General features: G+C 42.6%; 29 protein-coding genes and 2 pseudogenes. 14 read left to right on the top strand and 17 right to left on the bottom strand.

Features of this window, described 5'->3' with window-relative positions; translation table 11 throughout:
* Positions 1-46 precede the first annotated feature (46 nt).
* From DXA87_RS18500 to DXA87_RS14095, 8 genes are all read right to left on the bottom strand, one after another.
* Positions 47-184: a hypothetical protein gene (locus DXA87_RS18500; protein WP_242998094.1), complete on the bottom strand. Its 138-nt coding sequence runs from the start codon at positions 182-184 to the stop codon at positions 47-49.
* A gap of 77 nt (positions 185-261) precedes the next feature.
* Complete coding sequence (locus DXA87_RS18495) at positions 262-1,092, bottom strand: septation ring formation regulator EzrA (protein WP_242998093.1); 831 nt, start codon at positions 1,090-1,092, stop codon at positions 262-264.
* 102 nt (positions 1,093-1,194) lie between these two features.
* Complete coding sequence (locus DXA87_RS18490) at positions 1,195-1,851, bottom strand: relaxase/mobilization nuclease domain-containing protein (RefSeq protein ID WP_242998091.1); 657 nt, start codon at positions 1,849-1,851, stop codon at positions 1,195-1,197.
* Complete coding sequence (gene mobC / locus DXA87_RS14115; protein ID WP_117505009.1) at positions 1,830-2,192, bottom strand: plasmid mobilization relaxosome protein MobC; 363 nt, start codon at positions 2,190-2,192, stop codon at positions 1,830-1,832. Before mobC ends, DXA87_RS18490 begins: the two co-directional genes overlap by 22 nt.
* Positions 2,193-2,598: 406 nt before the next feature.
* Positions 2,599-2,973: a TnpV protein gene (locus tag DXA87_RS14110; protein ID WP_117505007.1), complete on the bottom strand. Its 375-nt coding sequence runs from the start codon at positions 2,971-2,973 to the stop codon at positions 2,599-2,601.
* Positions 2,966-3,307 (bottom strand): hypothetical protein, encoded by a 342-nt coding sequence (locus DXA87_RS14105; RefSeq protein WP_117505005.1) that lies wholly within the window; start codon positions 3,305-3,307, stop codon positions 2,966-2,968. The genes DXA87_RS14110 and DXA87_RS14105 overlap by 8 nt, the downstream gene beginning before the upstream one ends.
* A 79-nt stretch (positions 3,308-3,386) precedes the next feature.
* Positions 3,387-4,583 (bottom strand): site-specific integrase, encoded by a 1,197-nt coding sequence (locus DXA87_RS14100; RefSeq protein ID WP_117505003.1) that lies wholly within the window; start codon positions 4,581-4,583, stop codon positions 3,387-3,389.
* Positions 4,584-4,676: 93 nt separating this feature from the next.
* Positions 4,677-4,862, bottom strand: a complete 186-nt coding sequence (locus DXA87_RS14095) for an AlpA family phage regulatory protein (protein ID WP_015560978.1) — start codon at positions 4,860-4,862, stop codon at positions 4,677-4,679.
* A 396-nt stretch (positions 4,863-5,258) separates the two neighbouring features.
* Between DXA87_RS14095 and DXA87_RS14090 the strand changes: the two genes are divergently transcribed.
* Both DXA87_RS14090 and DXA87_RS14085 read left to right on the top strand, forming a co-directional pair.
* The gene (locus tag DXA87_RS14090; protein ID WP_117505001.1) at positions 5,259-5,813 is read left to right on the top strand and encodes a helix-turn-helix transcriptional regulator; all 555 of its coding nucleotides are present in this window, start codon (positions 5,259-5,261) and stop codon (positions 5,811-5,813) included.
* A gap of 12 nt (positions 5,814-5,825) precedes the next feature.
* A complete protein-coding gene (locus tag DXA87_RS14085) occupies positions 5,826-6,560 on the top strand; it encodes a hypothetical protein (protein ID WP_117504999.1) in 735 nt (244 codons plus the stop codon).
* Between the two features lie 398 nt (positions 6,561-6,958).
* Here the strand turns inward: DXA87_RS14085 and DXA87_RS14080 are convergent, their stop codons facing one another.
* From DXA87_RS14080 to DXA87_RS14050, 9 genes and pseudogenes are all read right to left on the bottom strand, one after another.
* The gene (locus tag DXA87_RS14080; RefSeq protein ID WP_117504997.1) at positions 6,959-10,195 is read right to left on the bottom strand and encodes an N-6 DNA methylase; all 3,237 of its coding nucleotides are present in this window, start codon (positions 10,193-10,195) and stop codon (positions 6,959-6,961) included.
* A gap of 156 nt (positions 10,196-10,351) precedes the next feature.
* Positions 10,352-10,729 (bottom strand): TnpV protein, encoded by a 378-nt coding sequence (locus tag DXA87_RS14075; protein ID WP_117505028.1) that lies wholly within the window; start codon positions 10,727-10,729, stop codon positions 10,352-10,354.
* A gap of 17 nt (positions 10,730-10,746) precedes the next feature.
* The gene (locus tag DXA87_RS14070) at positions 10,747-12,177 is read right to left on the bottom strand and encodes a MobA/MobL family protein (protein ID WP_117504995.1); all 1,431 of its coding nucleotides are present in this window, start codon (positions 12,175-12,177) and stop codon (positions 10,747-10,749) included.
* Between the two features lie 299 nt (positions 12,178-12,476).
* Positions 12,477-12,722, bottom strand: coding sequence for a DUF5348 domain-containing protein (locus DXA87_RS18485; RefSeq protein ID WP_282433274.1), 246 nt, complete (start codon positions 12,720-12,722; stop codon positions 12,477-12,479).
* Positions 12,723-12,783: 61 nt separating this feature from the next.
* On the bottom strand, positions 12,784-13,017 hold the full coding sequence (locus DXA87_RS14065; RefSeq protein WP_199537934.1) for a complexin-2: 234 nt from the start codon (positions 13,015-13,017) through the stop codon (positions 12,784-12,786).
* Positions 13,018-13,112: 95 nt separating this feature from the next.
* Positions 13,113-13,316 (bottom strand): hypothetical protein, encoded by a 204-nt coding sequence (locus tag DXA87_RS18755; protein WP_348982232.1) that lies wholly within the window; start codon positions 13,314-13,316, stop codon positions 13,113-13,115.
* A gap of 16 nt (positions 13,317-13,332) precedes the next feature.
* The gene (locus DXA87_RS14060) at positions 13,333-14,256 is read right to left on the bottom strand and encodes a helicase RepA family protein (RefSeq protein WP_348982231.1); all 924 of its coding nucleotides are present in this window, start codon (positions 14,254-14,256) and stop codon (positions 13,333-13,335) included.
* On the bottom strand, positions 14,246-14,581 hold the full coding sequence (locus tag DXA87_RS14055; RefSeq protein ID WP_117504993.1) for a hypothetical protein: 336 nt from the start codon (positions 14,579-14,581) through the stop codon (positions 14,246-14,248). Before DXA87_RS14055 ends, DXA87_RS14060 begins: the two co-directional genes overlap by 11 nt.
* Positions 14,571-14,753 (bottom strand): annotated as a pseudogene (locus DXA87_RS14050) (site-specific integrase); the annotation flags it as partial. The pseudogene DXA87_RS14050 and the gene DXA87_RS14055, both read right to left, overlap by 11 nt.
* Positions 14,754-15,010: 257 nt before the next feature.
* Between DXA87_RS14050 and DXA87_RS14045 the strand changes: the two are divergent.
* From DXA87_RS14045 to DXA87_RS13990, 12 genes and pseudogenes are all read left to right on the top strand, one after another.
* Positions 15,011-15,532, top strand: coding sequence for a DUF5720 family protein (locus DXA87_RS14045; protein ID WP_005361050.1), 522 nt, complete (start codon positions 15,011-15,013; stop codon positions 15,530-15,532).
* Positions 15,533-15,561: 29 nt separating this feature from the next.
* The gene (locus DXA87_RS14040; protein ID WP_005361053.1) at positions 15,562-16,434 is read left to right on the top strand and encodes a DUF6017 domain-containing protein; all 873 of its coding nucleotides are present in this window, start codon (positions 15,562-15,564) and stop codon (positions 16,432-16,434) included.
* A gap of 77 nt (positions 16,435-16,511) precedes the next feature.
* On the top strand, positions 16,512-17,492 hold the full coding sequence (locus DXA87_RS14035; protein ID WP_117504991.1) for a DUF3991 domain-containing protein: 981 nt from the start codon (positions 16,512-16,514) through the stop codon (positions 17,490-17,492).
* Positions 17,493-17,505: 13 nt separating this feature from the next.
* Positions 17,506-17,730 carry a hypothetical protein gene (locus DXA87_RS14030; protein ID WP_055156485.1) on the top strand — a complete coding sequence of 75 codons (225 nt, stop codon included), beginning with the start codon at positions 17,506-17,508 and terminating at the stop codon, positions 17,728-17,730.
* Between the two features lie 32 nt (positions 17,731-17,762).
* Complete coding sequence (locus tag DXA87_RS14025; protein WP_005361060.1) at positions 17,763-18,044, top strand: hypothetical protein; 282 nt, start codon at positions 17,763-17,765, stop codon at positions 18,042-18,044.
* Positions 18,045-18,126: 82 nt separating this feature from the next.
* Positions 18,127-19,029 carry a hypothetical protein gene (locus DXA87_RS14020; RefSeq protein ID WP_117504989.1) on the top strand — a complete coding sequence of 301 codons (903 nt, stop codon included), beginning with the start codon at positions 18,127-18,129 and terminating at the stop codon, positions 19,027-19,029.
* A 39-nt stretch (positions 19,030-19,068) separates the two neighbouring features.
* A complete protein-coding gene (locus DXA87_RS14015; protein ID WP_348982234.1) occupies positions 19,069-21,084 on the top strand; it encodes an LPD1 domain-containing protein in 2,016 nt (671 codons plus the stop codon).
* A gap of 18 nt (positions 21,085-21,102) precedes the next feature.
* A complete protein-coding gene (locus tag DXA87_RS14010) occupies positions 21,103-21,933 on the top strand; it encodes a hypothetical protein (RefSeq protein WP_067536877.1) in 831 nt (276 codons plus the stop codon).
* Positions 21,930-22,346, top strand: a complete 417-nt coding sequence (locus DXA87_RS14005; protein WP_064786913.1) for a DUF3846 domain-containing protein — start codon at positions 21,930-21,932, stop codon at positions 22,344-22,346. Before DXA87_RS14010 ends, DXA87_RS14005 begins: the two co-directional genes overlap by 4 nt.
* 17 nt (positions 22,347-22,363) lie before the next feature.
* The gene (locus DXA87_RS14000) at positions 22,364-23,179 is read left to right on the top strand and encodes a hypothetical protein (RefSeq protein WP_117442480.1); all 816 of its coding nucleotides are present in this window, start codon (positions 22,364-22,366) and stop codon (positions 23,177-23,179) included.
* Positions 23,180-23,230: 51 nt separating this feature from the next.
* A complete protein-coding gene (locus tag DXA87_RS13995; protein ID WP_029731785.1) occupies positions 23,231-23,701 on the top strand; it encodes a PcfB family protein in 471 nt (156 codons plus the stop codon).
* Positions 23,698-24,717, top strand: a pseudogene (locus DXA87_RS13990) (type IV secretory system conjugative DNA transfer family protein); the annotation flags it as partial. The gene DXA87_RS13995 and the pseudogene DXA87_RS13990, both read left to right, overlap by 4 nt.
* Positions 24,718-24,748: the final 31 nt, after the last annotated feature.

Here is a 24,748-nt window from a genome sequence, read left to right as displayed (position 1 = left end):
TCAAACCTTAGGAATATTTTTTTGTACTTTGTAAGAAGCAGCGGTATCATCTCCCTCTGCCCATATTCCACATCTTATCTTCTGCCTTTTCCTTCACTGCATCCCTGCCAACGCTCTCATCATAAATTTTCTGAAACTCCTCATAAAGTTCATCACCATCCAGCTTTATTCCCATCCTCTTCATAACATCTGAAAACAGCCTTATACTTCCACTTACATCTGCAATATCAAATCCGAATATATCCGCCTTAACGGGAACATCTACATCTTCATATGCTCCACACTCAGATAACCATTAGCAATCCATTCAACCTTATCAGCAGCCATCGGAATAACCGGAACCTCATCATCTACAGCTACATTCTTACCTGTATAAATCTGTTCCGCATCACCATCATCCATTTCACGAGATTCCTCAACATATAAGTCTGCCTGTTCTTTTTCGATATTACTTTGTTCGTCTATAACAGAAAAATCTTCCTTCCGACATACTCCCATATCAACATCATCAATATCAGTAGCTGTCTTTTTCTCAAGCTCAGACACAGTCTCCAGTTCTTCCATCCATGGTATCTCAATCTCCTTATCTCCAACGATCTCCTCATTCCCCGACACCGCATAATAAGCCGTATACAAATCTTCTTTCACAATGCTATCAGCAAGCTGCAACTGTCTCTTAAGCTCCCTTTTCTCCTGCTTCAGCTCGTCCAGTTCTTCCTGCACTTCCACATGCCACATCTGATATTCACGATACTGCTCATCCGTCTTAATATTCCGTTTCCGACTAGAACTTTCTCTGTATATCTCCTTCTGCCTGTCCTCAATCTGCTGAATCCTATCTTCTTTCTCACTTATGAAATCCACAAGCTCCACAATACTTTTGATGTCATTATTCACAAGCAGCAGATATTCATCCTGTAACTGATGAAACCTCTTCAAATCCTCTGCATACTTTGCTCCGCCAACTACAAAACGCTTCTGTTCTACAACCCTTAATCTGTATAGCTTTGGATAAAACTTCTTCTGGAATGGTGACAGCTTCGCCCTGTGTAGTCCCCTGATATCCGACGAATAAAAGTAAGGCTTTGCCATCCAGGGCATATCCACATAATGCCGTAACATATCTTCTGAAAACATCTCGTCCAGCTTTGCCAGTTTATGATAATACCGAAATCCCGGTGCCTGCACTTCCATTCACGCGTCTTTCTTGGATACATATCCAAGTCTTTTCATCAGATATTTAAAATGCTCCACATTTCCGGCTGCATATGCACACATCTTGGCATCACGAAGAATTATTTCTTTCATGGACATTTCCTTTTCCCACTTGTCCCTGCTGATATTCTTTGGATTCTTGCTGTACTCTGCCGGCATTATGGAAAGTCCAAGTTCATCACAATATTTATTTGTGATAGGCTGGAGATGATTCTTCCAGTTGCTTTTCGGTGAATTGTATTTCTTGCCGGTTGTCATGCTGACACTGTTCCAGATAAGATGTCCATGCATATGCTCTCTGTCTGTGTGGACTGCATACACAGCCTCATAATCATCACTAAGCACCTCCTTCGCAAAGTGCTCCAGCACATACATTGCCTGCTCTGCCATCACTTTTTCTTCCGGTGAAAATGATATGATCACATGATACCCCTGCCTTTTACCCGTCTTATGAAAAATGTTCTTTGTCTCTTCCATCTTCTCAAATGCTGTATCCGGCAGGCAGTTAATACCGCCCACCAGTACACATTCTTCTGTCTTATCCGGATTCTGAATATATTCCAAAGCATTCTTCAGGTGCGATGCCGGATTTCTGCCTTCCGATTCCATGATATTCAGGATCTTTGTAATCGCCATATTTCCAGCACCTCCCCAAATGTTTTCTTTACATCATCCAGACCGCTCTGCAGTTTATCAATATCGCTGTAATATAACTTTCCCTGTGAATTGCCAAGCTTTACTGCCTGATTAATATTATTTGCAATACCGGCAATAACACGGATTACTCTTGCCCTGTCCTCTGGATAACTTGTATCTATATTGCCACCTGTCCGTATTAATTCTCTTATATAAGCACTTGCTGTCATTCCTGTCCGTTTAAGTGCCGCTTTTAGAATATCCATATCTTTCTCCGACAGCTTCACAGATACCTTATAATCTTCCCTGTCAGACTTGTATCTTCTCTTTCCATCTGCCATGCGTTTCTCCCCTTTCGTAGTTTTCTAATGCTGTATCAAACCAATCTCTTTTTATCTGTACCATTGCTTTTCCAACCTTTCTTAAAAATGTGTTCATAGGTTTTGCAAGATGCGGAAAAGGTCGGACCTTTTCCCGAAAAAATATAAACGCATCAGCGTTTACACAGTTTTCCGTCTTGGCAGGAGCACCTGCACCCTGTATATAATATGTGGTGGTTAATATCCCACCACAATTACTGATACGGTGGCGTTTTTTGCCATCATTTTACTGTCTTAGTGGCGTTTTCCGCCACCACTTTTCCATTTTGATGGCACTTTCCGCCACCATGACTTTTTTCTCGCTTATCTGAGTGGTGGCGCTTTTTGCCCCCATTTTCATGTTTTGACGGCGCTTTTTGCCCCCACACTAATGAAACTGCATTACCACATCCATAATAACGATTTCCTCCGCCATCATCCTGGTCTGTGTTCTTAGCTGTAACTGTTCTGTAAAGGAATTTGGATTCTTTGGCTTATGCTTTTTCAGCCACTTAGCTTCAATATCATCGAGCAGCTCATATGCTGTATCATTGACTTCATCCGCTCTCTCTTCAAGCTCACCGAACCGCACCAGACTCTTATATCTCATTGGATATTCTTCCCTGATATATTTAATCCACATACGCCCATACTTTCCTGCATCCATATCTGCCTTCTCTGTTCCTGCGACAAGCACCGGATAAAAGATTCCATCCCTTTCTTCATATGGGATGCCAAGCTTTTCAAATGTTGTCCTACTCATAATAATTACCTCCTTTCTCATCACTCTGCAGAATATCAAGCACATGCTTTAATGGAACCAGCAGTTCTTCAACATCTATACCTCTGTCTGCTTCATCTAATGACTGTAATTCTTCCAGTATCGTATCAAGATGAACCTGTACTTTCTTTGCCACCTTCATTCCACCAACTACCCTGATTTCATGCTGCAGAAGACATTGGATGATATAATCCTGTTTTGAAAGTCCGCTGAGCGAAACCTTCACATTCAGCTCCTGTGCTTCCTCCGGTGACATACGAAACGCTACTACAACATTTCTCCATCTGTTCTTGGCATCCAGCCTTTTCTCGCTCATAATAATCTGCTCCTTCCAATATAAAATCTATTCTTTTAATTTCTGTTGCATATATCCTGCAAAACTTGTACCCGCATTATCATACTGCCTTGTACTTATCAATGCTTATAATCTTTTCCGCAGCCGCATCCATATCAATCATAGGTGCTGTTTCCTCTGCCTGCATAATGTCTGCATCATCATCCTGCTCTTCACAATCCTCAACGCTTGCATTGACAGCATCAAGTCTGTCTGCCATTGCCACCTGCTTTGACGGAAACAGATGTGAATAACGATATGTGATATCAATACTCTCATGGCCAACCCTGTCAGCTATTGCAACTGCGGAGAACCCAAGGTCAATCAGATGTGAAATGTGCGAATGCCTAAGATCATGAATTCTGATTTTCTTCATACCTGATAACTTACAGCCACGCTCCATCTCATGATGAAGAAAGCTCTTTGTTACCAGAAATATCCTGTCTGTTGGTGTCTGGTCATATAACATTGCAAAATATTCCTGCATTTCTTCGGCAAGGAACTTCGGCAACTTGATTGTTCTGTTGCTCTTAGGTGTTTTCGGTGTTGTAATAACATCCTGCCCCTGTAGCCGCTGATACGATTTATTTATTCTGACTGTGTTCTTTTCAAAGTCAAAATCTTCCATTGTAAGAGCAAGCAGTTCACCTAATCTCATTCCCGTCCAGTACAGCATTTCAAATGCATAAAATGAAACCGGCTTGTCAATCACCGCTTCTGAAAACTTCTTATATTCCTCAGTTGTCCAGAAAAGCATTTCCTTCTTTTCTTCCCTGCCCATATTTCCAGCCTGTCTTGCCGGATTTGATTTCAAATTATAAAACCTGCATGCATGATTGAATATCGCACTTAAAATGTTGTGCATTGTCTTCTTGTAAGTCTGGGAATAACTCTTCCCATTCTCATAACGGAATGCTACCATCTCATTCTGCCACTTGCGTACATCTCCCGGTGTAATCTCATTCATCTTAAGATTCTTAAAATATGGAAGTATCTTTGTATCCACAATGTGTTCTTTGGTAAGCCATGTGTTGAGTTTGACATAATTTTTCACATCCTCTGTATACAGCTTCCAGAACTCTCCAAATGTCATATCCAGATTATTCTCCTGCCGTATTTTGTAATTACGCTCATAATCCAACGCTTCTCTTTTTGTTGCAAATCCTCTCTTCTTTATCTGCTTATTTTCCCCAGTCCAGTCCTTACAATAGAATTTGACAAACCAGGTGCCTGTCTTACTGTCTTTATAAGCTAGCATATTCATCATCTCCTTCTTTCCATATGCAGAAGCAGATGCCTAAACCCATATAACTTTTGCACCTGCCTCTGTCTCAATCTTCTTACCTGTTGCTTATCCTGCATCACTCATACCATAAATGCGTTCTTCAAAATATTTTCTACTTACTTTTCCACGGATTACAATATAACCCTTCTTTTCAAGTTCACTGTTGATCTGTCTCATAAGCTTGTATGCCGCTGATCTTGAAATCCCAAGAATCTGCATCACATCTCCTACTTCTAAAAACTTTTCGTTCATGCCTTTCACCACCTTTCCTTTAAATATTTGTTTTGGCGTTTTCCTATATCAGTTCTGCTGATGTCACAACCAGCCTCCTTACCTGAGATAATCTCCTGTAATACCGCCCGCTCCTGCTCGAGGTACTCGGTCCACTTAGGGGAGTGTCTACACTCGCTCGATTCCTATGAATGTCATGGCAAATGCCTGTTAGATTTCTGGTACCGCTCATTTAGTTGTTTTTTTAATACCATATCGTATAGATAATTGATTTGATATTATTCTATACCGTATGATATTGAATTGTCAAGAAATTTTTCTAATGTTCTCGTATAGAAAAACTTCCATTTTCATTTTTTCCGTGTTATACTGTCTTTAACAGTCCATCAGTGACAGATAAACGGAGGTAACTACACTATGACAATTGGTGAAAGAATAAAGAAAATACGGGTATTCCGTAAAATGACAATGGACGAGCTGGGCGGTACACTTGGATTTGAAGGCAAAAATATGTCTGTCCGCATATCCCAGTATGAAACCGGTGCCCGCATTCCCGGTGAAGATATGATTCTAAAGCTTGCTGATGCTTTGCGCTGCAATTACAAGGCAATCTCTGATTACAGCCTTGGTGCTGCTGAAGATATCATTGAAACACTTTTCTGGCTTGAAGAAAGTGCCACATCTCTCCCGGCACGTGGAAAAGGTACAAGATTCCCAGAGTACACAGCTCCCGGCAACCTGATTCATCTGACTGCAATGACTCCGGCAAAGCCTTCCGAGACTGCCAGACCAACTTACAATGAAGATGATTATGAAAGTGCAGGCTCACCTGTCGCATTAACTTTTGAATATGGATTGGTAAATGATTTCCTTACGGAATGGTGTGAAATGAAAACAAAATTAAATAATGGAGAGATTTCTCCTAATGAATATTTTGAGTGGAAAATAACATGGCCTCATGTTACAGAGTAAGGAGGATTATTTATGCTTGAACAACTACTTGGTACAGCTCTTTTATGTTGCATTATTACAACTTTCTTTTATTGCTTATTCTATAAAATAGCATGTAGATTTAATATTAATGACTCCGAAGCAGATTGCCCGTATATAGGAGATTATGCATCTAGCATTATTATTTTTCTAGCAATTTCTTCATTAACATTATTAATTGTTGTGTGTTACTATATTACTATTTCGTCAAAGCTACCTAAATTTCTGAATGAGAGCGGCTTTGCTTTTGCATTTTTACAATTGTTAGCAGGACTTTTTATACGACTACTACATAAGCTTTTCTTCTTTACAATAAGCAAAATAACCAAGATAACTTCATACCACAAACTTACCTCTTCAGAAATATCTTGGACTTGGTTAATTCTTTGCTTTATTTATGGAATTGTTTTTCTTATTAACAAAGAGTATACTATTGCTTTTACTTATTTTGTAATAGATATCAGCTATTTCTTTTGGCTTGATTCCAGTTGTTCATCAATTATTGAGAAATTGGCAAGCATAAAAAAACTATCTAAATCATATTGGTATGTTATCTTCTTCATCGGGCTAACCGCCTTTATAACATTAAGATACCATTCAAACGTACAAATATTCTTTGCTTTTATTGGATTGCTAACAGGTATAATTTTAAGTATCATAGCTATGCAATATTCTCTAAAAAAACATTACAAGAAAAGAGATGACAATTCTAATAGTAGTTCACTTTAGTACCAAAATAGTACCATAAGGCAAAAAACAAGCTCGCAAATGCCCATTTTACTAGGCTTTGCGAGCTTTTGAAAATTATTCGAACTCGACAATTACTAATCAATTTTGTTTAGAGATTATTTGTTGCCGTGTTTGTTCTTCTTTCGATTCTTTGATTTATCCATATTATCCTGCCTATATGGGCTAATGTTATCAGTTTGTTATCGGTATTGATAACACTCGCTCCGTAACTGTGGATAATAGCAATATGTTCCGATTCAAATTATAAGCGAGTTTGCTTAGGAAATCAACATCTTCATTAAATATAATAGAGGAAAATTTTTATATGCAATTTCAACAAGCAAAACATTACACAAAGTTGACTCTACACTTTATATTTTCTTTTTTCATTTATAATATTATAAATCAAATTGTGTATTTTCTTTTATCATATCTGATATATCCAGTGGTATTTGATAAATAGAAAAAATTATATCATCTAAAGACGTTTGTATAGTTTTAATATGTGCAGAAATTTCTGAAATTTGTTTTTTCCGTTCGTCAAATAATGGCAATAACTCCATTTGCTGAGAAGCTGTTAATTTTACTTTTTGCTTTTTTAATTCAACGCAAAAATCCTTAAATGAATTATCATAAAAATGATCCAACTGTTCAGATATTTTTCGAGGTTCATAAGCATTTATAATAAATGTTATAAATTCTTGTTTTGTCAAATATCGCCTTGAACATAACTCCATTAACTCTTTTACATAAACTTCCACACTCTCCATAATCACAATATCCGCAGTCGCAACAGGTAATTTGCGAATATATATCCCCTTAACTTCTGCCATTGGTTTTCCAACTTCGAGATAATTAACGATTTTATAGTACCAATTCAAAAGTTTTGAGTTTATAACTCCTAACAAATAATATAAGCTAACTGATTCATTTGTATCTAACGGATATATTGAATGTAACGTATTATTGCTGACATTTCCCTTGTCGTAAGTAGCTATTAAACTATCTCCGGTTTGACGAATAAATAACTTTTCTCCCATAAAAACTTCTTCCGAGCGAGGTTCAGCTAACCATTCCCCATATTTTATATACTCTCCATAGCTATTCCATGAGTTGAAATATCGCTCAACAAACCTTCCTCTCATATATGGCTTCCATGTATCATCGATTTTTTCAAATCCCGTAAAAGGTTTTGCTTTCACAATTTCTTTAGTCTGCGGAGGTATCCCTTTTCCTACTTGGTATGGTTTTGCTCCTGTCATAACATTAAATAAAGTATCAAGTCTTGGGAAGCGCTTCATTTCTTCGCAAACCGCTTGCTCACTTTTTGAATTTCGATAATTAAAAATATACTGCTCATCTTTCTTCAAATCTGATTGTTTAAAAACAGCTTCTATTCCATCATTCAAAAACGTAGATGTTAATTTAGTTTTTCTTGGAACACATATAGAAGTAAATTCTTCATCTGATGGTTTTTTCTTTTTAAATACAGTTATAACAGGTTCTACGACTGCTGTTGGAAATACATTATAGACTTCTACAATTCGTAATAGGGTATTGTTATCAAACAAGAATTTTCTTAGCTTATTTGCCCCTAATTCCATTGTAAAAAATGTATTCGGCGTAATATATCCCAAATACCCGTTTTCGTGTAATAAAGTAAATCCCAATTCAAAAAACGTCTTATATGTATCAAAATTATATTCTGTAGTTATATAGTTATTTGTTAAGTACTCTTTTGTTGATTGTTCTAACGTCGCTCCATAAGGTGGATTTCCAACAATAATATCAAATCCACCATTTGCAAATACTTGTGGAAATTCTTCTTTCCAGTTAAATGCATATTCTCCTGCAACATTAGAATCTGCAACAATAGAATTACCACATTTGATATTATCATCAAGTGAAGCGAGTGTTTGATTTTTCTTTGCTGTTTTTAACCAAAGTGAAAGTTTTGTGATTTCTACACTTTCTGGATTAATATCTACACCAAATAAATTATTCTGTAAAATTTGTTTATCTATATCAAAAAGATTTAACTGACCTTCAGCATATAAGTGTTTCATTTCCAAAACAAAATTCATTTCTTCATGAAGATAATCAAAACATTGGTTTAGAAAGGCACCGCTTCCGCAAGCTGGATCACAAATTTTAATTTCTTTCAAAACATTTTCATATTTTTTCCAGTATTCCAAATGTAACTGTATAACAGCAACCCGAAACATTTCTTCATCTTCTGTCAAATTGAGTTTTTTTTCTGGAATTTCCGTCCATGATCGTATCTCTATCAAATTATTCCTATTTGTACTGGCTTTCCGTACAGTAGCCTTGAACGCACCTTGTTTAAAAAGTGAGTGTTTCAATTCTTCCTTTTTCTGACTAAGAAATGCACCCACTGTCTGTTCAACAATATAGCGAGTAACATAGTATGGTGTATAGAAAATACCATCATCTTTTCGTTTCCCTTTTGCCTCACTAACAATACCATTAATCTCGTTTTTAATCTGTTCTACGTCAGAAATACTTTGTTCAAAAATCTGTCCCAAAATATTTACATTAAGATCACTACCAAAATCATATTCCGATAATTTTGTAAACTCCTCCAACACATCATCATAAATAAGCAAACTGTCAAGATCTGGATCAGCTTTGAAAAGTCCACCATTATAACGATTAATTTTCATTGGCGGATTTCCTTTATCAATCGCATTAAAAAGTCCCTTCAATTCGTCCCATAATTTTGTTGGAGAGAAACTAAAACTATTATGCGTTGATTCAACCAATCGCTGAAAAATATGCTGTGGCAATAATCCACAATCTTCGCAAAAACATATAAAGGTAAATCTATCCATAATCTTCTGCGACTTTGTAAATAGCAAAAGTTCATCGCATTTTGGATTATTTTCTTTTAAACTGGTATATAAATCATTTCTGATTTCTTTATAAACTTTATAAAAATCATTAGAAATGGCAAGTCCCATTTCTTCATTTTCTTCATATAATTGATCTATCAATGATTTTCCATTTTCTACAATCAAATGCTCCTTGCACAAGAAAAAATAAAACCGTAAAAACTCCGCTTCACTGTCCATTTTGCGGATGTCAAAAACCTCATATTCCAAAGAGCTATTACTTTTGTATAATCTCGTTTCAATAAAATTTGATACAATAACCCACCCACATTTACTTCCATTTTTATTCGCATAAGAAAATCCTTGCTCTACCGGTGTTAAATGTGTACTACGGTTTTGTTTTTTATCCAAATCTTTTTTTGCATCCTTTAATTCAATTACAACACGAACATCATTTACTTTTAACTGCTCTGAAAAGAAACCTAAACCACCATCTGCTTCACTGGCATCCAAGATACTATTAAATTCTTGTTTCTGATAAAAAAATTCGTCATCTGTACTTGTAACTGTAGAATATCCTAAAATTTCATCAAAAATTTGAACTAAAAAAGCACCTTGTATTTGAGTTTCTTTTGTGTGTTCTAAATCTCCTTGGATACAAGATTTCCTCCAATTTTGTATTCGTTTCCATTTTCTTTCAAAATCATTTATATTATCTTTTGAAAATTTCGATAGATATTTATTTATTAATCGGTCTTTGAACATTTTCGCTGTTGTATTCATCTAAAGTTCTCCTATCCATAGATTACTCTTTTTATTATAGCATGAGGTTAGATAAAAGACTATTGCGTAAATGCCATTACTAATAAATTGAAATATCCATATTACTGCCAAGTGAAAAGCAAGCCTTTTCCGACTTGCTCTCCACTATCTCATTGCCTACTGATAAATCATCTCTTTATCTACAATCTCCCTCGCACACGACTGTATATTATTCATCTTGCCTACCCATTCCATCTGATTTTCTGACTTTAACCGCTCTGTGATTCCCTGTGCCTGCTTCATCTGCTCTACAATCCTTTCAAAGCGTTTCTGTGCCTGTTCCTCTATATCTGCCAGATAACTGTTCAGTCTGCCACTCATCATCAGATCCAGATATACAGTCTTGCGGTATTCCTTCAAATACTGCAAATGCCTTTGTCCCCATACTCCAACAAATCGCATTTCTTCTTCCTCCGGCAAGGTAAGGTTGGGGATAAAGTAATCCCCACATCTTACATAAGTGCCGCCCATTTCTTCAAAAATTGTTTTCTTCATTTTCTGTTCCACCTTTCTCATCGTTCTCTATCCATTGATTTCTTCTTTGCTGTCTGTTTTGGCTGTTGTCTGCTTTCCTGCTGATAGCGGTGCAATTTTTCCCGTATGCTTGCCTTTTTCGGCAGTTCTGATGGATGCTCTTTCTTCTGTTCTGTCTGATTTTCCCATGCCTGCAGCTCCTCATTATATTCCCTGACCAGTTTTTCTGATTTCTGATATGTCTTTGCAAAGGACTGAACATCTGGATATCCTGCCTGTTTTACCGCCTGCTCCATATCTGTGTGGATACGTTTTTCCTGTTTCTCTGCCTGTTCAATTTTTCCCTCTAAAGATTTCCGTGCTTTTCCTTTGAAAAATCCCGTTGTCTCGGAAAGCTGTTTCTTCAATGAGGAAATCTCCTGCTGTGCGGACTTCATCGCCTGTGACTGCTTCTGAAGTTTTTCCATCAGCTTCCGCATATCATTCCATTCCTGCAAATCAATCTTCGGTACTGGCTTCATCGGCAGCTTAAATTTGAAAATCATTTCCTGTAAGAAGTCTTTTGCACCCCGGATAATCCGCTGAAGCATATCCGGCAGCCAACCATATGCCTTTATAGATTGCATTGTTTTGTCTGTGATTTTTTCCCGCTTGACTGTTAAAATATCTTCTTCGGGAACACCCTCAACCAATGCTACATCTACCGTCCGATTCCATTCCTGCCTTGCCACATTGTCCGCCCGTATTTCTGCTTCTTTCGGATTGTTCTTTCCGATTTTCTTCGTTGCCAGATACACACCACCCTGCTGAAATACGGACAATTTTTCAAATTCTTCTTTCACATGGCTGTTGATGATTTCCGTAAACATCTCCTTGACTTCTCTGGTAAAAGCATCGCTCTTAAACCACTCATCTTTCTTTGTAAAAATATGGCTTTCGTAAACTTCCCCTTTGGGAATAATGCTGCATCCTGCCCGAAGATTGCCCTGTTCATCTAAAATCTCTTTCTTCGTGCGTCTGTGCTTGCCCTGCTCATCATAAAACATATTTCTGGTAGCAATTTTCACTTCGGGATGTTCCAGCATTTTCCGTTCGCTGAATACAAGATGAATATGGTAGTTGGTCATTCTTTTGTTATGATGAAGTGCCGCACTGCATTCCACACCATACCGTTTATGAAAACTTTCCGTGAAAAGCCTTACCACATCATCTGCCTTATACTCAACAAAACTTTCTGGAAGTGCAATGATAAACTCCCGTCCTTCAATACACTTTCCAGCTGTTCCGCTTGCCTTAAAATCCAACTGATTCTCTCTCGCAAGATTCTTCCAGAACTCCGGTGTTGCTCCATCCGTCTGATAGGTCGCATAAAGATGTTCCTGTCTTTTCGGATTGGAAATATAATCAATTCTTCCTGCCACATCGGACAGCTTGTTTTGTCTGATAAATGAATGTCTGCCTATAAGCATTCTCCTTTCCGGCTCTCGCCTGTTTTTACTGTGAGTAGGTGCATAGGCACCTGTTTACGAACTGTCTGCCTGTCGGCGGAACAGCTCCCGGCAGGGCGAAATACACAGAGCATAAACGAAGTTTGTGCGATGGGTGTATTTCGCTCTCAAACGCCGAGGGCTTTATAAGGCGTTACCTTTCTGTACCATGTTTCGGCTTGTGCTTTTCATCTTGGGCGTATCCGCCCTTTTTATTTGCCCGTATCCGGGCTTATTTTTTATCCCTGACAGCACACCGACTCTTTATTTTTCTGTCTGATTTATTTTGGTATCCTTGCCCGTACATACTCCAGATTGCCGCAATACGGTGTTCCCACCAGATACCATTCCCTCGCCAGATTCATTTCCATTCTGGTTTTTATCCACTGGTCATCTACCAGAACTTCCATACACTCTCCGCAGTGAAATCCCGTATCAATCCATAAGTCCATTGACAGCAATCCATATCTTCCATTTTCGCAGTTATAGCCTAATCTTCCTTCATTGCATGATCCTCCTTTCCAGATTTCTCCTTGTCTATGATTAACAGGGGCGTGCCACGCTCCTGTTCTTATCATCAAGGAAAAATTACCAACGGAAACTCTCCGGCACTCCACGTCTGTCCAGATACTCTTTTCTCGCCCGTTCCCGTTCTTCCTCTGTCGGAGCAGTTTTGAATTTTCCATACAGGTCACGCATCACCATCCTGTCTAATTTCTTCTCTAACTCCTGCTTGATTTCTCTCTCGCAACTTTCATCTTCAACCAAATATAAGCGGAGCAACTGCATAAATAATTCCTGTGATATTTGCACATTTCCCATCTTATCCATCCTTTCCGTGACGGTATGTGACAGTCGTGACGGTTATTTTGATACCGCCCCGCTGTCAAAAATACCGTCACAACCGTCACGAACTGTCACGCATTCTGTGTATTGTCTTTCCAGAACCTTAATTTCCGTCCCTCATGGACACGCTCACTCCGAAAGAGAATCCCATGCTCTGCATACAACCGTCCTGCAAGAACATTCAGCTTTCTTGTAATAACATGAGGTTGAATGTCCACATTCATCAGTGCAACAAGTGCCGTTGGAGAACCCTCCCAATAAGGATTGTCTTTCATAACAAGCTCCGCAATCTCATCCAGTAACGGCTCTGGCGGTTCTTTCCATAACTCCGTTTCCGTTTTTTGCAAATCCCACAACAGGGTTTCTGTATTGCGGATAAGATACAGCTTCTGGTCTTGCTGATCTCTGCCCGATACTTCCAGTGTTGCGGCATTGCCTGTCCGTTTTTCTTTCTGAAGAAGAAACGCTCCATCTGCCGCCCCCCAGCAGTCCGCTTGTCCCGGAAATCATGTCAAACTTATCATCCGCATTCTGCTTTCTTGTATGGTGTACAAGCAACAGACAAAGCCCATGAACATCCGCAAAACTTTTCAGCCTTGCCATAATCTGATAATCGTTTGCGTAACTGTAATTATCGCCGCCAACTTCACGCACTTTCTGAAGCGTATCAATGATAATCAGCTTCGTGTCCTTATGCTCTGCCACAAATCTTGCAAGCTGTTCATCCAGTCCATTTCCAAGTTGACTGGCAGAAACAGAGAAGTATAGATTATCAGTGCTTTCTGTCCCGAACATCCGGTACAGACGCTCCTGCAAGCGGCGGTAATCGTCCTCAAGTGCCAGATACAGCACCGTTCCTTTTCGGGTGGTATAATTCCAAAGCAGTGTACCTGTGCTGACATGGTAGGCAAGCTGTGCCATCAGAAAGCTCTTTCCCAGTTTGGGCGAACCTGCAAAGATATAAGTGCCGGGGTAGAGCAGACCGTCAATCAACGGCTGCTTACTCCGATACTGTGTGTCAAACAGTTCATTCATGGAGATTGTCTGGAGATAGGACGGGTCTGATCGCAACTTCATTTCTCTCTGCAATTCCTCAAAACTCTTGATATTTCCACCATTCTCGGATATACTACTTGTAGTGTTTTTAGAAGTCGGCTGCTCCGTATCTGCGCCAACAGATACATCCGGGGCAGTCTTTTCTTTTTTATTTTCCATCCTCGTCCTCTCCTTTCAGACCGACCAGAATAACAGCGATTAGTTCAATGACATTCAGCAGTTCTTCATCCACATGGTTTCCTGCTTCAATCCGCTTTAGTTCTGCGATGACAGCGGCAAGTTCCGTTTTGAGTGCCTTGAATACTCTCGGATTGCCCTGTACCACTACATCCTGATTCAGGCAACGGCGGTAGCAGTATTCCTGCTTTGGCAGTCCCGATAAGGCAACTGCCTTGTTGATGAGTTCATTTTCTTCGGGCGATACCCGAAACCCTACTGTGATGTTTCTCCAACGGTTTTTGTTATCTCTGTTCTTAGCTGACATTTTCAAACTCTCCTTTCCCTAAATCGTCTAATCTATCTGCCATTTCCGTCTGCTTTGACGGGAACAGATGAGCGTACTGGTAAGTGATGTCAATGCTTTCATGCCCTACACGGTCTGCAATCGCCACCGCTGAAAATCCCATATCAATCAGCAGGCTGATGTGGCTATGCCGTTACGGTATAATAACGACAAACAGAAAAAGCCTTTATTTTCAAGGGGTTTGAGCGTTTGTCGTCTTTTATTCAATTCCTTTTCCAAGTTGAAAATTGACGAAAACTATAAAGAAAAAAGGAGGCTGTTTTATTAACGACAAAATTTAATAGTGCCAGCGGTCCGGCTTTATGTCTGACCGCTGGTTGCCGTGGGCGTTTCACTTTTATAGGTGGACGCCCTTTTTTCATACTCATTTTCGAGAGAAAGGAGATCCACATGGAATTAAACGAAATGGAAAAAAAGCTGCTCTTTCAAGTGGAGGGCGATTATCAGACAAAGATCCTGAATGAACTTTATATGACCGTGCGGTATTCAAATAATTCCGAACAGCGGGAGGCGGCAGAAGGTCTTATGGCAAAACTTCGTGTTCTGTCAAATGCAGAGTGCATGGACTTGGTAAAAGATATTCAGAAGAATTACCGTCTGCCCTATCCAGCCCGGACGATTGGAGAAAAGATCGCCGAGGCCAGACAACAATCAGGGGCAGAAAAATTGAAGGGGCATGACATCATGGCACTTGAACGCTTTGATCCAGAAGTAAAGCACATGATCGTCTTTGATGTATTGTCTTACGATTCCCCTGTTGGCGACAAAGGCGATAAGATGCGCTTGTTCCTTACAGATGCCGGCTATCAGAAATTTTTAGAGAGCCAGGAACGGGGCGAAGTGAAACTGAAAAACCATGCGAAGGTCTCTGACGGTCATCTCCATTATGACCGCAGGGATCATGCCTTGTAACGGAATAGTCGAAGAAAGGAGGCGGTACAATGGCAGTATTCCGTGTAGAGAAAACAAAGGACTTTACGATAATGAGCAATCACCATCTGCGCAATACGGAGTTGTCCTTAAAGGCAAAGGGGCTTTTATCACTTATGTTGTCGCTGCCGGAAGATTGGGATTATACCACAAAGGGACTCGCCCATATCTGCAAGGATGGTGTGGATTCTATCACTACTGCCCTGAAGGAACTGGAGCGGCATGGTTATCTCACCAGACAGCGCCTCCGCTATGATAACGGGCAGTTGGGAGACATTGAATATACGATCCATGAGCAGCCTGTAAGTACCGAAAACACAGGGCTTTCACCTAAACGGGAAAATCCAAGACAGGTAAAACCAGAACAGGCAAAACCTAAACAGGCGGAACCTGAACAGGAAAATCCGGCACAATTAAATACTAATCCATTAAAAACAAAAAAATCAAAAAAAGATAAATCAATAACTTATCCATCAATCTATCCGGCAGAGCCGGAAGCGGCAAACCGCACGGATGGGATGGATCGGATAGAGCTGATAGAAGCCTATCGTGAAATCATCAAAGAAAATATTGAATATGACTTACTGGTCTTACGGTATGGCAGGGAACGTTTGGATGAAGCCCTTGAACTTATGCTTGAAGTGATTTTGTCGAAACGCCCTTACATTCGCATTGCCGGAGATGATTTTCCGAGGGAGATCGTCAAGAGCCGGTTCCTGAAGATCAATTCCGGCCACTTAGAGTATGTCTTTGACTGTATCGACAAGAACACAACGAAGGTCGGAAACATCAAAGCGTATCTGCTGGCGGCGCTGTATAATGCCCCGGCTACAATGGACAGCTATTACCGTGCCGAGGTCAATCACGACCTGTACGGCTGTTAGGCACCTTTGGGTGTCTTTTTTCATTTCATCACAGGAAGGAGGCAAAGCACAATGAAAAGAAACACTGTGCCGGTACTATGCCCGGCGTAACCAAAGAACAGATTCAGGCAGCGCGGGAAGCTGACTTGTTTACTTACCTGCAATTCCATGAACCCGGCGTGCTGAAACAGGATGGACCTAATTTCCGGCATAAGGAGCATGACAGTCTGGTATATGTGACCGGGAAAAGGTACTGGTACTGGAACAGCCGCGGACGGAGTATCAATGCGCTGGACTACCTGATCCAGATTCGGGGATATGGTCTTGTGGATGCGGTTCATGCTCTGGTAGGTGGCGAAATCCCACAGGAACCGGCTTACCGAAGTACGGCAGAAATGCAGGTATCAAAAGAGCCGGAAAAGAAAACATTCGCTCTCCCCTGGGCCAGACGTTGCGCGACCGCTGCGGTCTCCTATTTGCAGAAACGGGGGATCAGCTCAGAAGTCATTCGCCAGTGTTTACAAGCCGGGATTTTTTACGAAGCCCGGTATCATGGAGAACCGGTTTGTGTGTTTGTTGGGAAAGATGATTCCGGGAAAGCGAAGTTTGCCTGTATGCGCAGTATCAGCGGCAATCTCAAAAAGGATGTCTATGGCAGCGACAAAGGATATAACTTTTGTTATCCCCCGCAAAGTCCGGGCAGCCGGCATGTGGCAGTCTTTGAAGCTCCTATTGATGCGCTTTCCCATGCGACACTTCAAGAGCTGGAGGGATGGAAATGGAATGGTTACCGCTTGTCTTTGGGAGGTACTTCCCATGTGGCGCTGACTTCTTTTCTGGAACGCCACCCGGAGATCCGGCGTGTTACCCTTTATATGGACCACGATCTTGCCGGATTTGTCAATGCCCGGAAAATCAAGACCATGCTCCACGAGGATAAACGTTTCCGTCATATCCGGGTAAGTGTCAACCCTCCCCGGATGGGAAAAGATTACAATGAAAAATTGCTGGAGGTTCGGGAACAACTGCAAACCAGCCAGCACCAACGCCGCCCAAAAGAGGCGGCTGTTTCAATTTAGGGAGGATTTCAACATGAATGGATCTCAACATATCTGCTTTACAGACAGCGCCGGAAAAGCGCTGTTTTCCATTCCCGACAATGGTTTACTCTGCCTGTTCTATGGAAACGGGGACAGGCACTTTGCTGTTTGTCATCGTCTGGATGACACCCATGCAGAAATTGACGGGGTAAATTATTCGCTGCCGGATTTTGCCAAAAGGATGAAACACAACCAGATCAGCTTTGCCCCGGCATAAGGCTGGAAAACAAATAACAGGAGGATTTGAAAATGAAAAAAATTGAAAATACCGCTTTGCAGATGATTGCCGAGGCTTCCCGGTGTCCAGACTACGGCCCCGATATGGTTAAATCGCTGATGAAAAAGCTGGACATGAACGAAAAGGGCTTTGCTCTTTTGATGAATGTTGCCCCATCCACAGTGCGTCTTTGGACCAGCGGAGCTGCACAGCCCTGCGGCACAGCAAAACGCCTCATGCAGATTTATGAAACCGGTCCGGAGATTGTCGGCAAGATTGCCGGCGGGCAGCTACCGGCAGATGGGAGGGATTGATTAAATGGCGGAGACAGATAGCCAGCCGTTTGCGGAAAATGAGCAGGTCAAAGAGCTGCTTCACATGAAAGGAGGAATTTGATTGAATCAGGAACCACTACCGCAGATTCATTTGATCCGTGATACAGACTTATCCGTCTTTGCGTATGAGCTCCATATTTTTGCCGGAGATTTTCTTAGGGAATGCGAATTTAATATGCGTTCTCTGGCGACAAATACCGGGGCTGATTCCATTGCCATCATGGGAAAAAATCACATATGGCTTTCCGACGCTTTGTTTGCTTATTGTTCTACGGCGGATCTTTATCAAATGATCTCAACAACGGAGTTTATCGGAGCGAGGGCTTTCCTGTTTCATACGGATCGCAGAGAGGGCGGTCACTTGTACGGAGATGTCCTGATGATGGATTTAGACACGCTGCGGCAGGATATAAAAAGAAATATCCTCTATCCTTGCGGCGTCAATATCGAACGCAAAGATGGTTCAGCGGCTACGGTCAGCCTGAAAGAATGGACTGAAATGGAGCTTTACGAAAAAGATGCTCTGAAAAGTTGGGGGTTTTCTTATGCCCCGAATCAAGTTACGGAATGGCAGTACCACTATTCCACGATGTTCAGACAGTGGATGGATCAGGCATTTCGTTATATGCCCCAGGATTTAGAAGAACGCCTGAATATGCAATATATGGAGGCAGCCCAGAACCCGGATATGGATAAGTACCGCATACCACAGGGAACGGCAAAGCAGATGCTTCTTTATGACGAAGCCCCTGTGTATCGCCTTCTTCCATCCGGTTCGGAGAAAATTGCGCCCATCGCGGCAATCTCTACGGGCCTGTGGTATGAAAATTACCGGGAGTTTGCCATTGCACCAGAGGATTTAGGCGCTCTGGACAAACTGATCCGCAGGGAAACTGACCGGCTCACAGGAAACCTCCCACAACTTCACAAAAACGAAGAACGTCGCCCTACCCCGGAGCGATAAGAATTTTACACTGACTGGAGGTGATGAAGATTGGCAGGAGTGCATGAAGATTTCGGTGAAAAGATCGGCGGTGCGAAAAAAGACCTGTGGAAAGACCGCGGGCTGTATGCGGATGATCTGGAAGCCATGAATGAGCGCGAAGCCGAAAAATTTGTGAAAAAGGATAATGTCTGGAAAAAGCCGGACTATGCAGCCATGCTGGAGGAAGGGATTCCTCTTGGCGTGGTCTATTTTATCAAAAAAGCAAGGGACGGCTTAAACGCCTCTCCTCAGTATTACCGCACGGATGACACCCCGGAAAAACGGACTGCGAGGCAAAAGGAGTATATAAAAACAGTCCGGGAATTGCAGACAGTGCTTTCAGATGTCCGTACTGTGGAGGATGCCATGAGAGCCTATGACCGCTTTTTCGTTGACAATGGATATTTAGAAAAGGTACAGGGCTGGGTAAGCGGAATCCATTACCGGGCAACGAAAAAGGGTCAGGACAATCCCGTGATTACAAACAAATTATCCAATACTATGCTGATCCGCTCGGCTGAATATTTTGAGCGCAACTTTACTCAGAAAGCAAAAAAGGAACAGTTTTGTGTTTCCAAAGAGCAGAAAATACTGAAAGGTTATGCGATCCACTTCAACGACGGGAAACATACCTATTCTAAAAATGAGGACTGGAAACCCGGTACCTACTATGTGACAAAAGGCTATTCGATCCTGCGGACCAATTTTGAGACCAAAGAAGCTGCCCTGAAATGGGTGCAGGAACTTGCCAAAGGCAGGAACAAAAATGGGAAGATCCGGTTTGTCCCTCCCCAGCTCGCCCATGTCAAACGTACCGGCCCGGATTATCGGAATGGCGTGGAGATCACCGGACAGCATTATCTTGATACATTTGGATTCCGCGGCGGCGAGTTTGGAAACTGGATGAACCAGAACGACCGTCAGACCTCCCTTAACATGGGATTTGAAGCACTAAAGGATCTGGCGTCAGCCCTTAAGATCAGCGATAAAGATATTGCTTATCAGGGAACACTTGCTATCGCTTTTGGTGCAAGAGGCAGTGGCAATGCTGCAGCTCATTATGAACCTTTGCGTACAGTCATCAATCTTACAAAAATGCACGGGGCCGGTTCCCTGGCACATGAATGGTGGCATGGACTTGACGATTATCTTGGTACAAAGATGGGAGCAAAAGGGATGCTGTCAGAACAGCCCCACCTCTATGCGCCGTTCCAAAAACTCATTGACACCATGAAGTATAAACCGGAAACACCGGAACAGGCAGCAAAGCGCACGGAAGCACAAACAGAACGCACCCGGAAAAATGCGGCAAGCTGGCTGGATTCCTCGGTTCTTGCCTCCCTGAAACGGTATGGCAATGAGGAACAGATGGAAACCTACGCAGTCTTGCGGGAAGCATTTTTGTCCGGCGAACCCGGCTCTGTGGAACAGATCAGCGCATTTAAGAAGAATGTTACCGGCCGGGTAATTCCCAAAAGTGAACGGGAACGGCTGGAAATTTTTGAGCGTATGCTTTCCGGGATGCAGGCGCAGGAAGCTCCGCAGATTGGACGGACGGAAACTGATTTTTACCGTAATTCGGTACGCATGGGAAAAGAATGTGAAAAAGACGGCGGTTATTGGGACAGCAATGTGGAAATGACAGCCAGAGCCTTTGCCTGTTATATCAAGGACAAACTGCCCTACACATCGGATTATCTGGCAGGCCATGCCGACTGTGCCCTTACCCTGGTTTCCGGTAAAGACGGAGAAATGGAGGTATTGAAAGCCTTCCCTGTGGGGGAAGAACGCCGTGCAATCAACGCTGTTTTTGACGAGATCATTCAGGATTTGAAACGGGAACAGCTATTGACCCATGCCGATGTAACGCTTCCCCTCTCTGTTTCTGAACTTCGTGAGGCGGCGGACGGGCAGCTATCCATGTTCGGCGTCGGCCGTCCTTCCGTGATGGATCAGCTTGCGGCAAACAGGCCGGCAGATAAAAAATCACCGACACAGACGTTTTCCAGAAAAAACCACGAGCCGGAAATATAGCAGGAGGTGAACAGCATTTTGGAAGAAAATAAAGATTATCATGCCTACCGGTATGGCGACCACTTGACGCCGGGATCGGAGCTTAAAATTGAGCACAGCGTAGTTTGTGAAAATGTGGATATTTCTACACTGATCACAATGGGAACCGATAGCCTGGAAGCCATGCGCCAGGGAAGTATCGACGGGGAGCAGAAAGCCTATGAAATCGTGGTGGCTGCCGCAAAACAGTGGGAACAGCAGGCAGCGGCAACACAGACGATCAACCGGGCTTTGGAATATCTTCGTACACCTGAGATTGAACATACCGGCAATCAGTGGAAAGACACCGATAACTGGAGGGCGGATCAGAAAATCAGCAACCGGGTCTATCAGATGACCTGCAGTATTTGGGAAGATACGAAATATGACAGGGAAACAAAACAGAGTATTCCGGTTGCCTGGTATGTGACATGGGAAGTCCGTATTCATTCCCCGAAGCAGGGATATGGAGAAAAGATTGCCGGACAAAACCAGAAACGATATACAGATAAGAATGCAGCCATAAAATACCTGGACGGGCGGAAGAAAGCCTATTCCCATTTATTCACGGAAATTTCCCCGCCAATTCCGAAAGAATATGAGCGTCATTTTATGGTTCATGGCACTCTCTTACCTGGTTATACGGTTGAAGGACTGGAACAGACCAAAACGGAACATGCCGCCGCCGAGGTTTCGGAGGGCGGTATTTTTACGCCCCAAAACCAGGAGAAGCCTTCCGTCCTGGGGAAGCTCTCTGTGGCAAAAACCCAGGAAAAAACGCCAGCCGCTCCCGGTATGGCAATGAAAAAGAAGGAGGATATACAGTTATGAAAGTGTTAATGGTAGAGCCGGGCAAGTCCCCTTATGCTGCGGAGATTGAAAGCGGTCTGAAATCTTTGCAGGCGGCAGTGGGTGGAGACATTCAGGCGGTCTATCCGTATGAGGACCCGGTGGCTCTGATCTGCAATGATGAAGGCAAGCTGATGGGACTGCCTCTGAACCGGGCTCTCTTTGATGATGACGGCCACGTTTATGATATTGTGTCCGGGAATTTTCTGATCGTTGGTCTTGGCGAGGAAGATTTTACAGACCTTTCCCCGGACTTGATGGAGAAATACGGGGAGCAGTTCAAGTACCCTGAAAAATTTGCAAGGATTGCCGGCGAGATCATTGCAGTCAAGCAGCCTGCAACCAATGAACACCGGGAAAAACCGATGATGCACCATTCCGGCCCGGATTTGTAGAAAGAAAGGAGCCAATTATGTTAATGGCAGTAAATGAACCTTATGCCCTTATGGTGCAGCCGGACGATATTCTGATCTCTCCCCGTGAGGTAGATGAACATTTTGGGACGATGGTATGCTTCCATCCCCGCTATGCGCTGGGCGACCATCACAACTATATGGACAAAGACGACTTCCTGCGGGAAATGTATTTAGATACCGTAGGACATGATGAAGCCGGCATGAAACGCTATGAACGGATGGTAAACATTGTAAGCAGCCGTTTCCGGCATGGACCAAAGACAGAGGAACGGGCGATCGATGAAGCAATGCAGAAAGTAATTTCGGAAAAGTATCTGATGCTCCCCCTCTATCTCTACGACCACTCAGGTCTTGCCATGAGTACAGAAAGTTTCTCAGGCAGGGCCCCTCATGCAGAATGGGACAGCGGACAGGTCGGCTGGATCTATGTTTCCAAAGAAGATGCCCTAAAGGAATTTGACGCTGACAAGATGACCGGCGCCATCCGGCAGAAAGCGGACGCACTGATGCGCAGTGAAGTCGCCGCTTACGATTCCTATCTGCATGGCGAATGTTATGGGTTTGAGCTTTATAAAAACGGGGAGCTGTCGGATAGCTGCTGGGGCTTTATGGGTAACTTTTCCGATGTGTTGAAAGATATGGCGGAATACCTCCCGGATGAGTGCAAAGGGATGGTCGATCATCTGGAGGAACAGGAACGCCCGGCTACGATCATCAAGACGCTTTTGAAACATGCTAAAATTCAGGTCGATCAGGCAGCAAAAGCCTTTGAACACGCTTCCCGACAGCAGGTTCTTGGGGAAAGCCGGTAAAAAGTTATTTCCATATTATAAATACCGATTTTATCAGAAAGGAGGATGCTCTTGCAGGAAGATCTCGAACAACGAACGGTTTCTGTTTCTATACAGGCAGCAAAACTGTCAGGGCGGGTACTGCGTGCGGCTATTGCTGCGGTACTCCAAAAGATGGAACAGGAACGCACAATGCCAAAAGTCGGGCGCAACAGCATGAAGCGGCTGACTTATAAAGACCCCGGAGCCAATACCATTGAAGTTTCAGGGCGAATCCGCTCTTTTGAACGGTATGCCAGGAAACATCAGGTACGCTACCATATAGAAAAGGAACTTGGGACCGATCCCCCAAAATGGACGGTATATTTCAAGGCAAACCAGGCGGATGCACTGACGGCAGCTTTTAAGGAATATACGAAGAAAGACCTTACACGCAGCACCAGACCGTCGCTGCTTACACAGCTTCATAAGTTCAAAGAACTGGCGCAGTCGCTTGGCCGTGACCGTGTAAAGAACAAAGAACACGGAGGACCGGAACGATGAAGATTGATGCAGAAACACTGAAAAAACAGGTCATTCTCCATCTGCCTTATATTCTGTTCCTTCTGGTATTTGCCAAGCTGGGCGAGGCGGTGCGTCTGGCTCCCGGAGCAGACGCTTCCCAAAAGCTGTTAGGACTGTCCGAAGGCTTTGCCCTTGCGTTTCAGAGTATGTGGCCGGGAGCGGCAATGGACTGGCTGATTGGTTTATGCGGTGCAGCCATTATGCGGCTGGCAGTCTATCTTAGAGGGAAAGACGCTAAGAAATACCGCAAAAATGTGGAATATGGTTCTGCAAGATGGGGAAATAAAGCCGATATTGCCCCATTTATGGACCCAAAGCCGGAAAACAATATCATTCTTACCCAAAGTGAAGGACTGATGTTAAACGGACGGCCCAAAAATCCGGCCAATGCAAGAAATAAAAATGTACTGGTAGTCGGAGGATCAGGTTCGGGAAAAACGCGCTTTTTCATCAAGCCCAATCTGATGCAAATGCACAGTTCCTACGTCGTCACCGATCCGAAAGGTACAGTCCTTGTGGAATGCGGAAAGATGTTGCAGCGAGGCACACCAAAGCTGGACAAGGACGGAAAGCCTATGCGTAATGAAAAAGGAAAGATTATCTATGAGCCCTATAAAATACGGGTATTCAATACGATCAATTTTCAGAAAAGTATGCACTTTAACCCATTCGCCTACATTCATTCCGAGAAAGATATTCTGAAGATCGTCACTACCCTGATCGCCAATACCAAAGGCGAAGGAAAAGCCGGAGACGATTTCTGGGTCAAAGCAGAAACCTTGCTTTATACGGCACTGATCGGATATATCTACTATGAAGCTCCGGTAAACGAACAGAATTTTGCCACACTGGTAGAAATGCTGAACGCAATGGAGGTCCGTGAGGATGACGAGTCATTCAAAAATGCCGTTGACCTTCTCTTTGACGCTCTGGAACAGAAAGACCCGGATCATTTTGCCCTGCGTCAATATAAAAAATATAAGCTCGCTGCCGGTGATATATGCTCTAAGTGACTTCTTAATCATG

Source organism: Desulfotomaculum sp. OF05-3 (assembly GCF_003435535.1).
Lineage (GTDB): Bacteria > Bacillota > Clostridia > Lachnospirales > Lachnospiraceae > Pilosibacter > Pilosibacter fragilis.
This window is presented reverse-complemented; position numbering and strand designations above follow the sequence as displayed.

Bases quoted from the DNA above. Each gene is read 5' to 3' on its own strand.
- DXA87_RS18500 (WP_242998094.1), bottom strand. From the start codon at position 184: ATGAAGAGGATGGGAATAAAGCTGGATGGTGATGAACTTTATGAGGAG.
- DXA87_RS18495 (WP_242998093.1), bottom strand. From the start codon at position 1,092: ATGGCAAAGCCTTACTTTTATTCGTCGGATATCAGGGGACTACACAGG.
- DXA87_RS18490 (WP_242998091.1), bottom strand. From the start codon at position 1,851: ATGGCGATTACAAAGATCCTGAATATCATGGAATCGGAAGGCAGAAAT.
- mobC (WP_117505009.1), bottom strand. From the start codon at position 2,192: ATGGCAGATGGAAAGAGAAGATACAAGTCTGACAGGGAAGATTATAAG.
- DXA87_RS14110 (WP_117505007.1), bottom strand. From the start codon at position 2,973: ATGAGTAGGACAACATTTGAAAAGCTTGGCATCCCATATGAAGAAAGG.
- DXA87_RS14105 (WP_117505005.1), bottom strand. From the start codon at position 3,307: ATGAGCGAGAAAAGGCTGGATGCCAAGAACAGATGGAGAAATGTTGTA.
- DXA87_RS14100 (WP_117505003.1), bottom strand. From the start codon at position 4,583: ATGCTAGCTTATAAAGACAGTAAGACAGGCACCTGGTTTGTCAAATTC.
- DXA87_RS14095 (WP_015560978.1), bottom strand. From the start codon at position 4,862: ATGAACGAAAAGTTTTTAGAAGTAGGAGATGTGATGCAGATTCTTGGG.
- DXA87_RS14090 (WP_117505001.1), top strand. From the start codon at position 5,259: ATGACAATTGGTGAAAGAATAAAGAAAATACGGGTATTCCGTAAAATG.
- DXA87_RS14085 (WP_117504999.1), top strand. From the start codon at position 5,826: ATGCTTGAACAACTACTTGGTACAGCTCTTTTATGTTGCATTATTACA.
- DXA87_RS14080 (WP_117504997.1), bottom strand. From the start codon at position 10,195: ATGAATACAACAGCGAAAATGTTCAAAGACCGATTAATAAATAAATAT.
- DXA87_RS14075 (WP_117505028.1), bottom strand. From the start codon at position 10,729: ATGAAGAAAACAATTTTTGAAGAAATGGGCGGCACTTATGTAAGATGT.
- DXA87_RS14070 (WP_117504995.1), bottom strand. From the start codon at position 12,177: ATGCTTATAGGCAGACATTCATTTATCAGACAAAACAAGCTGTCCGAT.
- DXA87_RS14065 (WP_199537934.1), bottom strand. From the start codon at position 13,017: ATGGGAAATGTGCAAATATCACAGGAATTATTTATGCAGTTGCTCCGC.
- DXA87_RS18755 (WP_348982232.1), bottom strand. From the start codon at position 13,316: ATGAAAGACAATCCTTATTGGGAGGGTTCTCCAACGGCACTTGTTGCA.
- DXA87_RS14060 (WP_348982231.1), bottom strand. From the start codon at position 14,256: ATGGAAAATAAAAAAGAAAAGACTGCCCCGGATGTATCTGTTGGCGCA.
- DXA87_RS14055 (WP_117504993.1), bottom strand. From the start codon at position 14,581: ATGTCAGCTAAGAACAGAGATAACAAAAACCGTTGGAGAAACATCACA.
- DXA87_RS14045 (WP_005361050.1), top strand. From the start codon at position 15,011: ATGGAATTAAACGAAATGGAAAAAAAGCTGCTCTTTCAAGTGGAGGGC.
- DXA87_RS14040 (WP_005361053.1), top strand. From the start codon at position 15,562: ATGGCAGTATTCCGTGTAGAGAAAACAAAGGACTTTACGATAATGAGC.
- DXA87_RS14035 (WP_117504991.1), top strand. From the start codon at position 16,512: ATGCCCGGCGTAACCAAAGAACAGATTCAGGCAGCGCGGGAAGCTGAC.
- DXA87_RS14030 (WP_055156485.1), top strand. From the start codon at position 17,506: ATGAATGGATCTCAACATATCTGCTTTACAGACAGCGCCGGAAAAGCG.
- DXA87_RS14025 (WP_005361060.1), top strand. From the start codon at position 17,763: ATGAAAAAAATTGAAAATACCGCTTTGCAGATGATTGCCGAGGCTTCC.
- DXA87_RS14005 (WP_064786913.1), top strand. From the start codon at position 21,930: ATGAAAGTGTTAATGGTAGAGCCGGGCAAGTCCCCTTATGCTGCGGAG.
- DXA87_RS14000 (WP_117442480.1), top strand. From the start codon at position 22,364: ATGTTAATGGCAGTAAATGAACCTTATGCCCTTATGGTGCAGCCGGAC.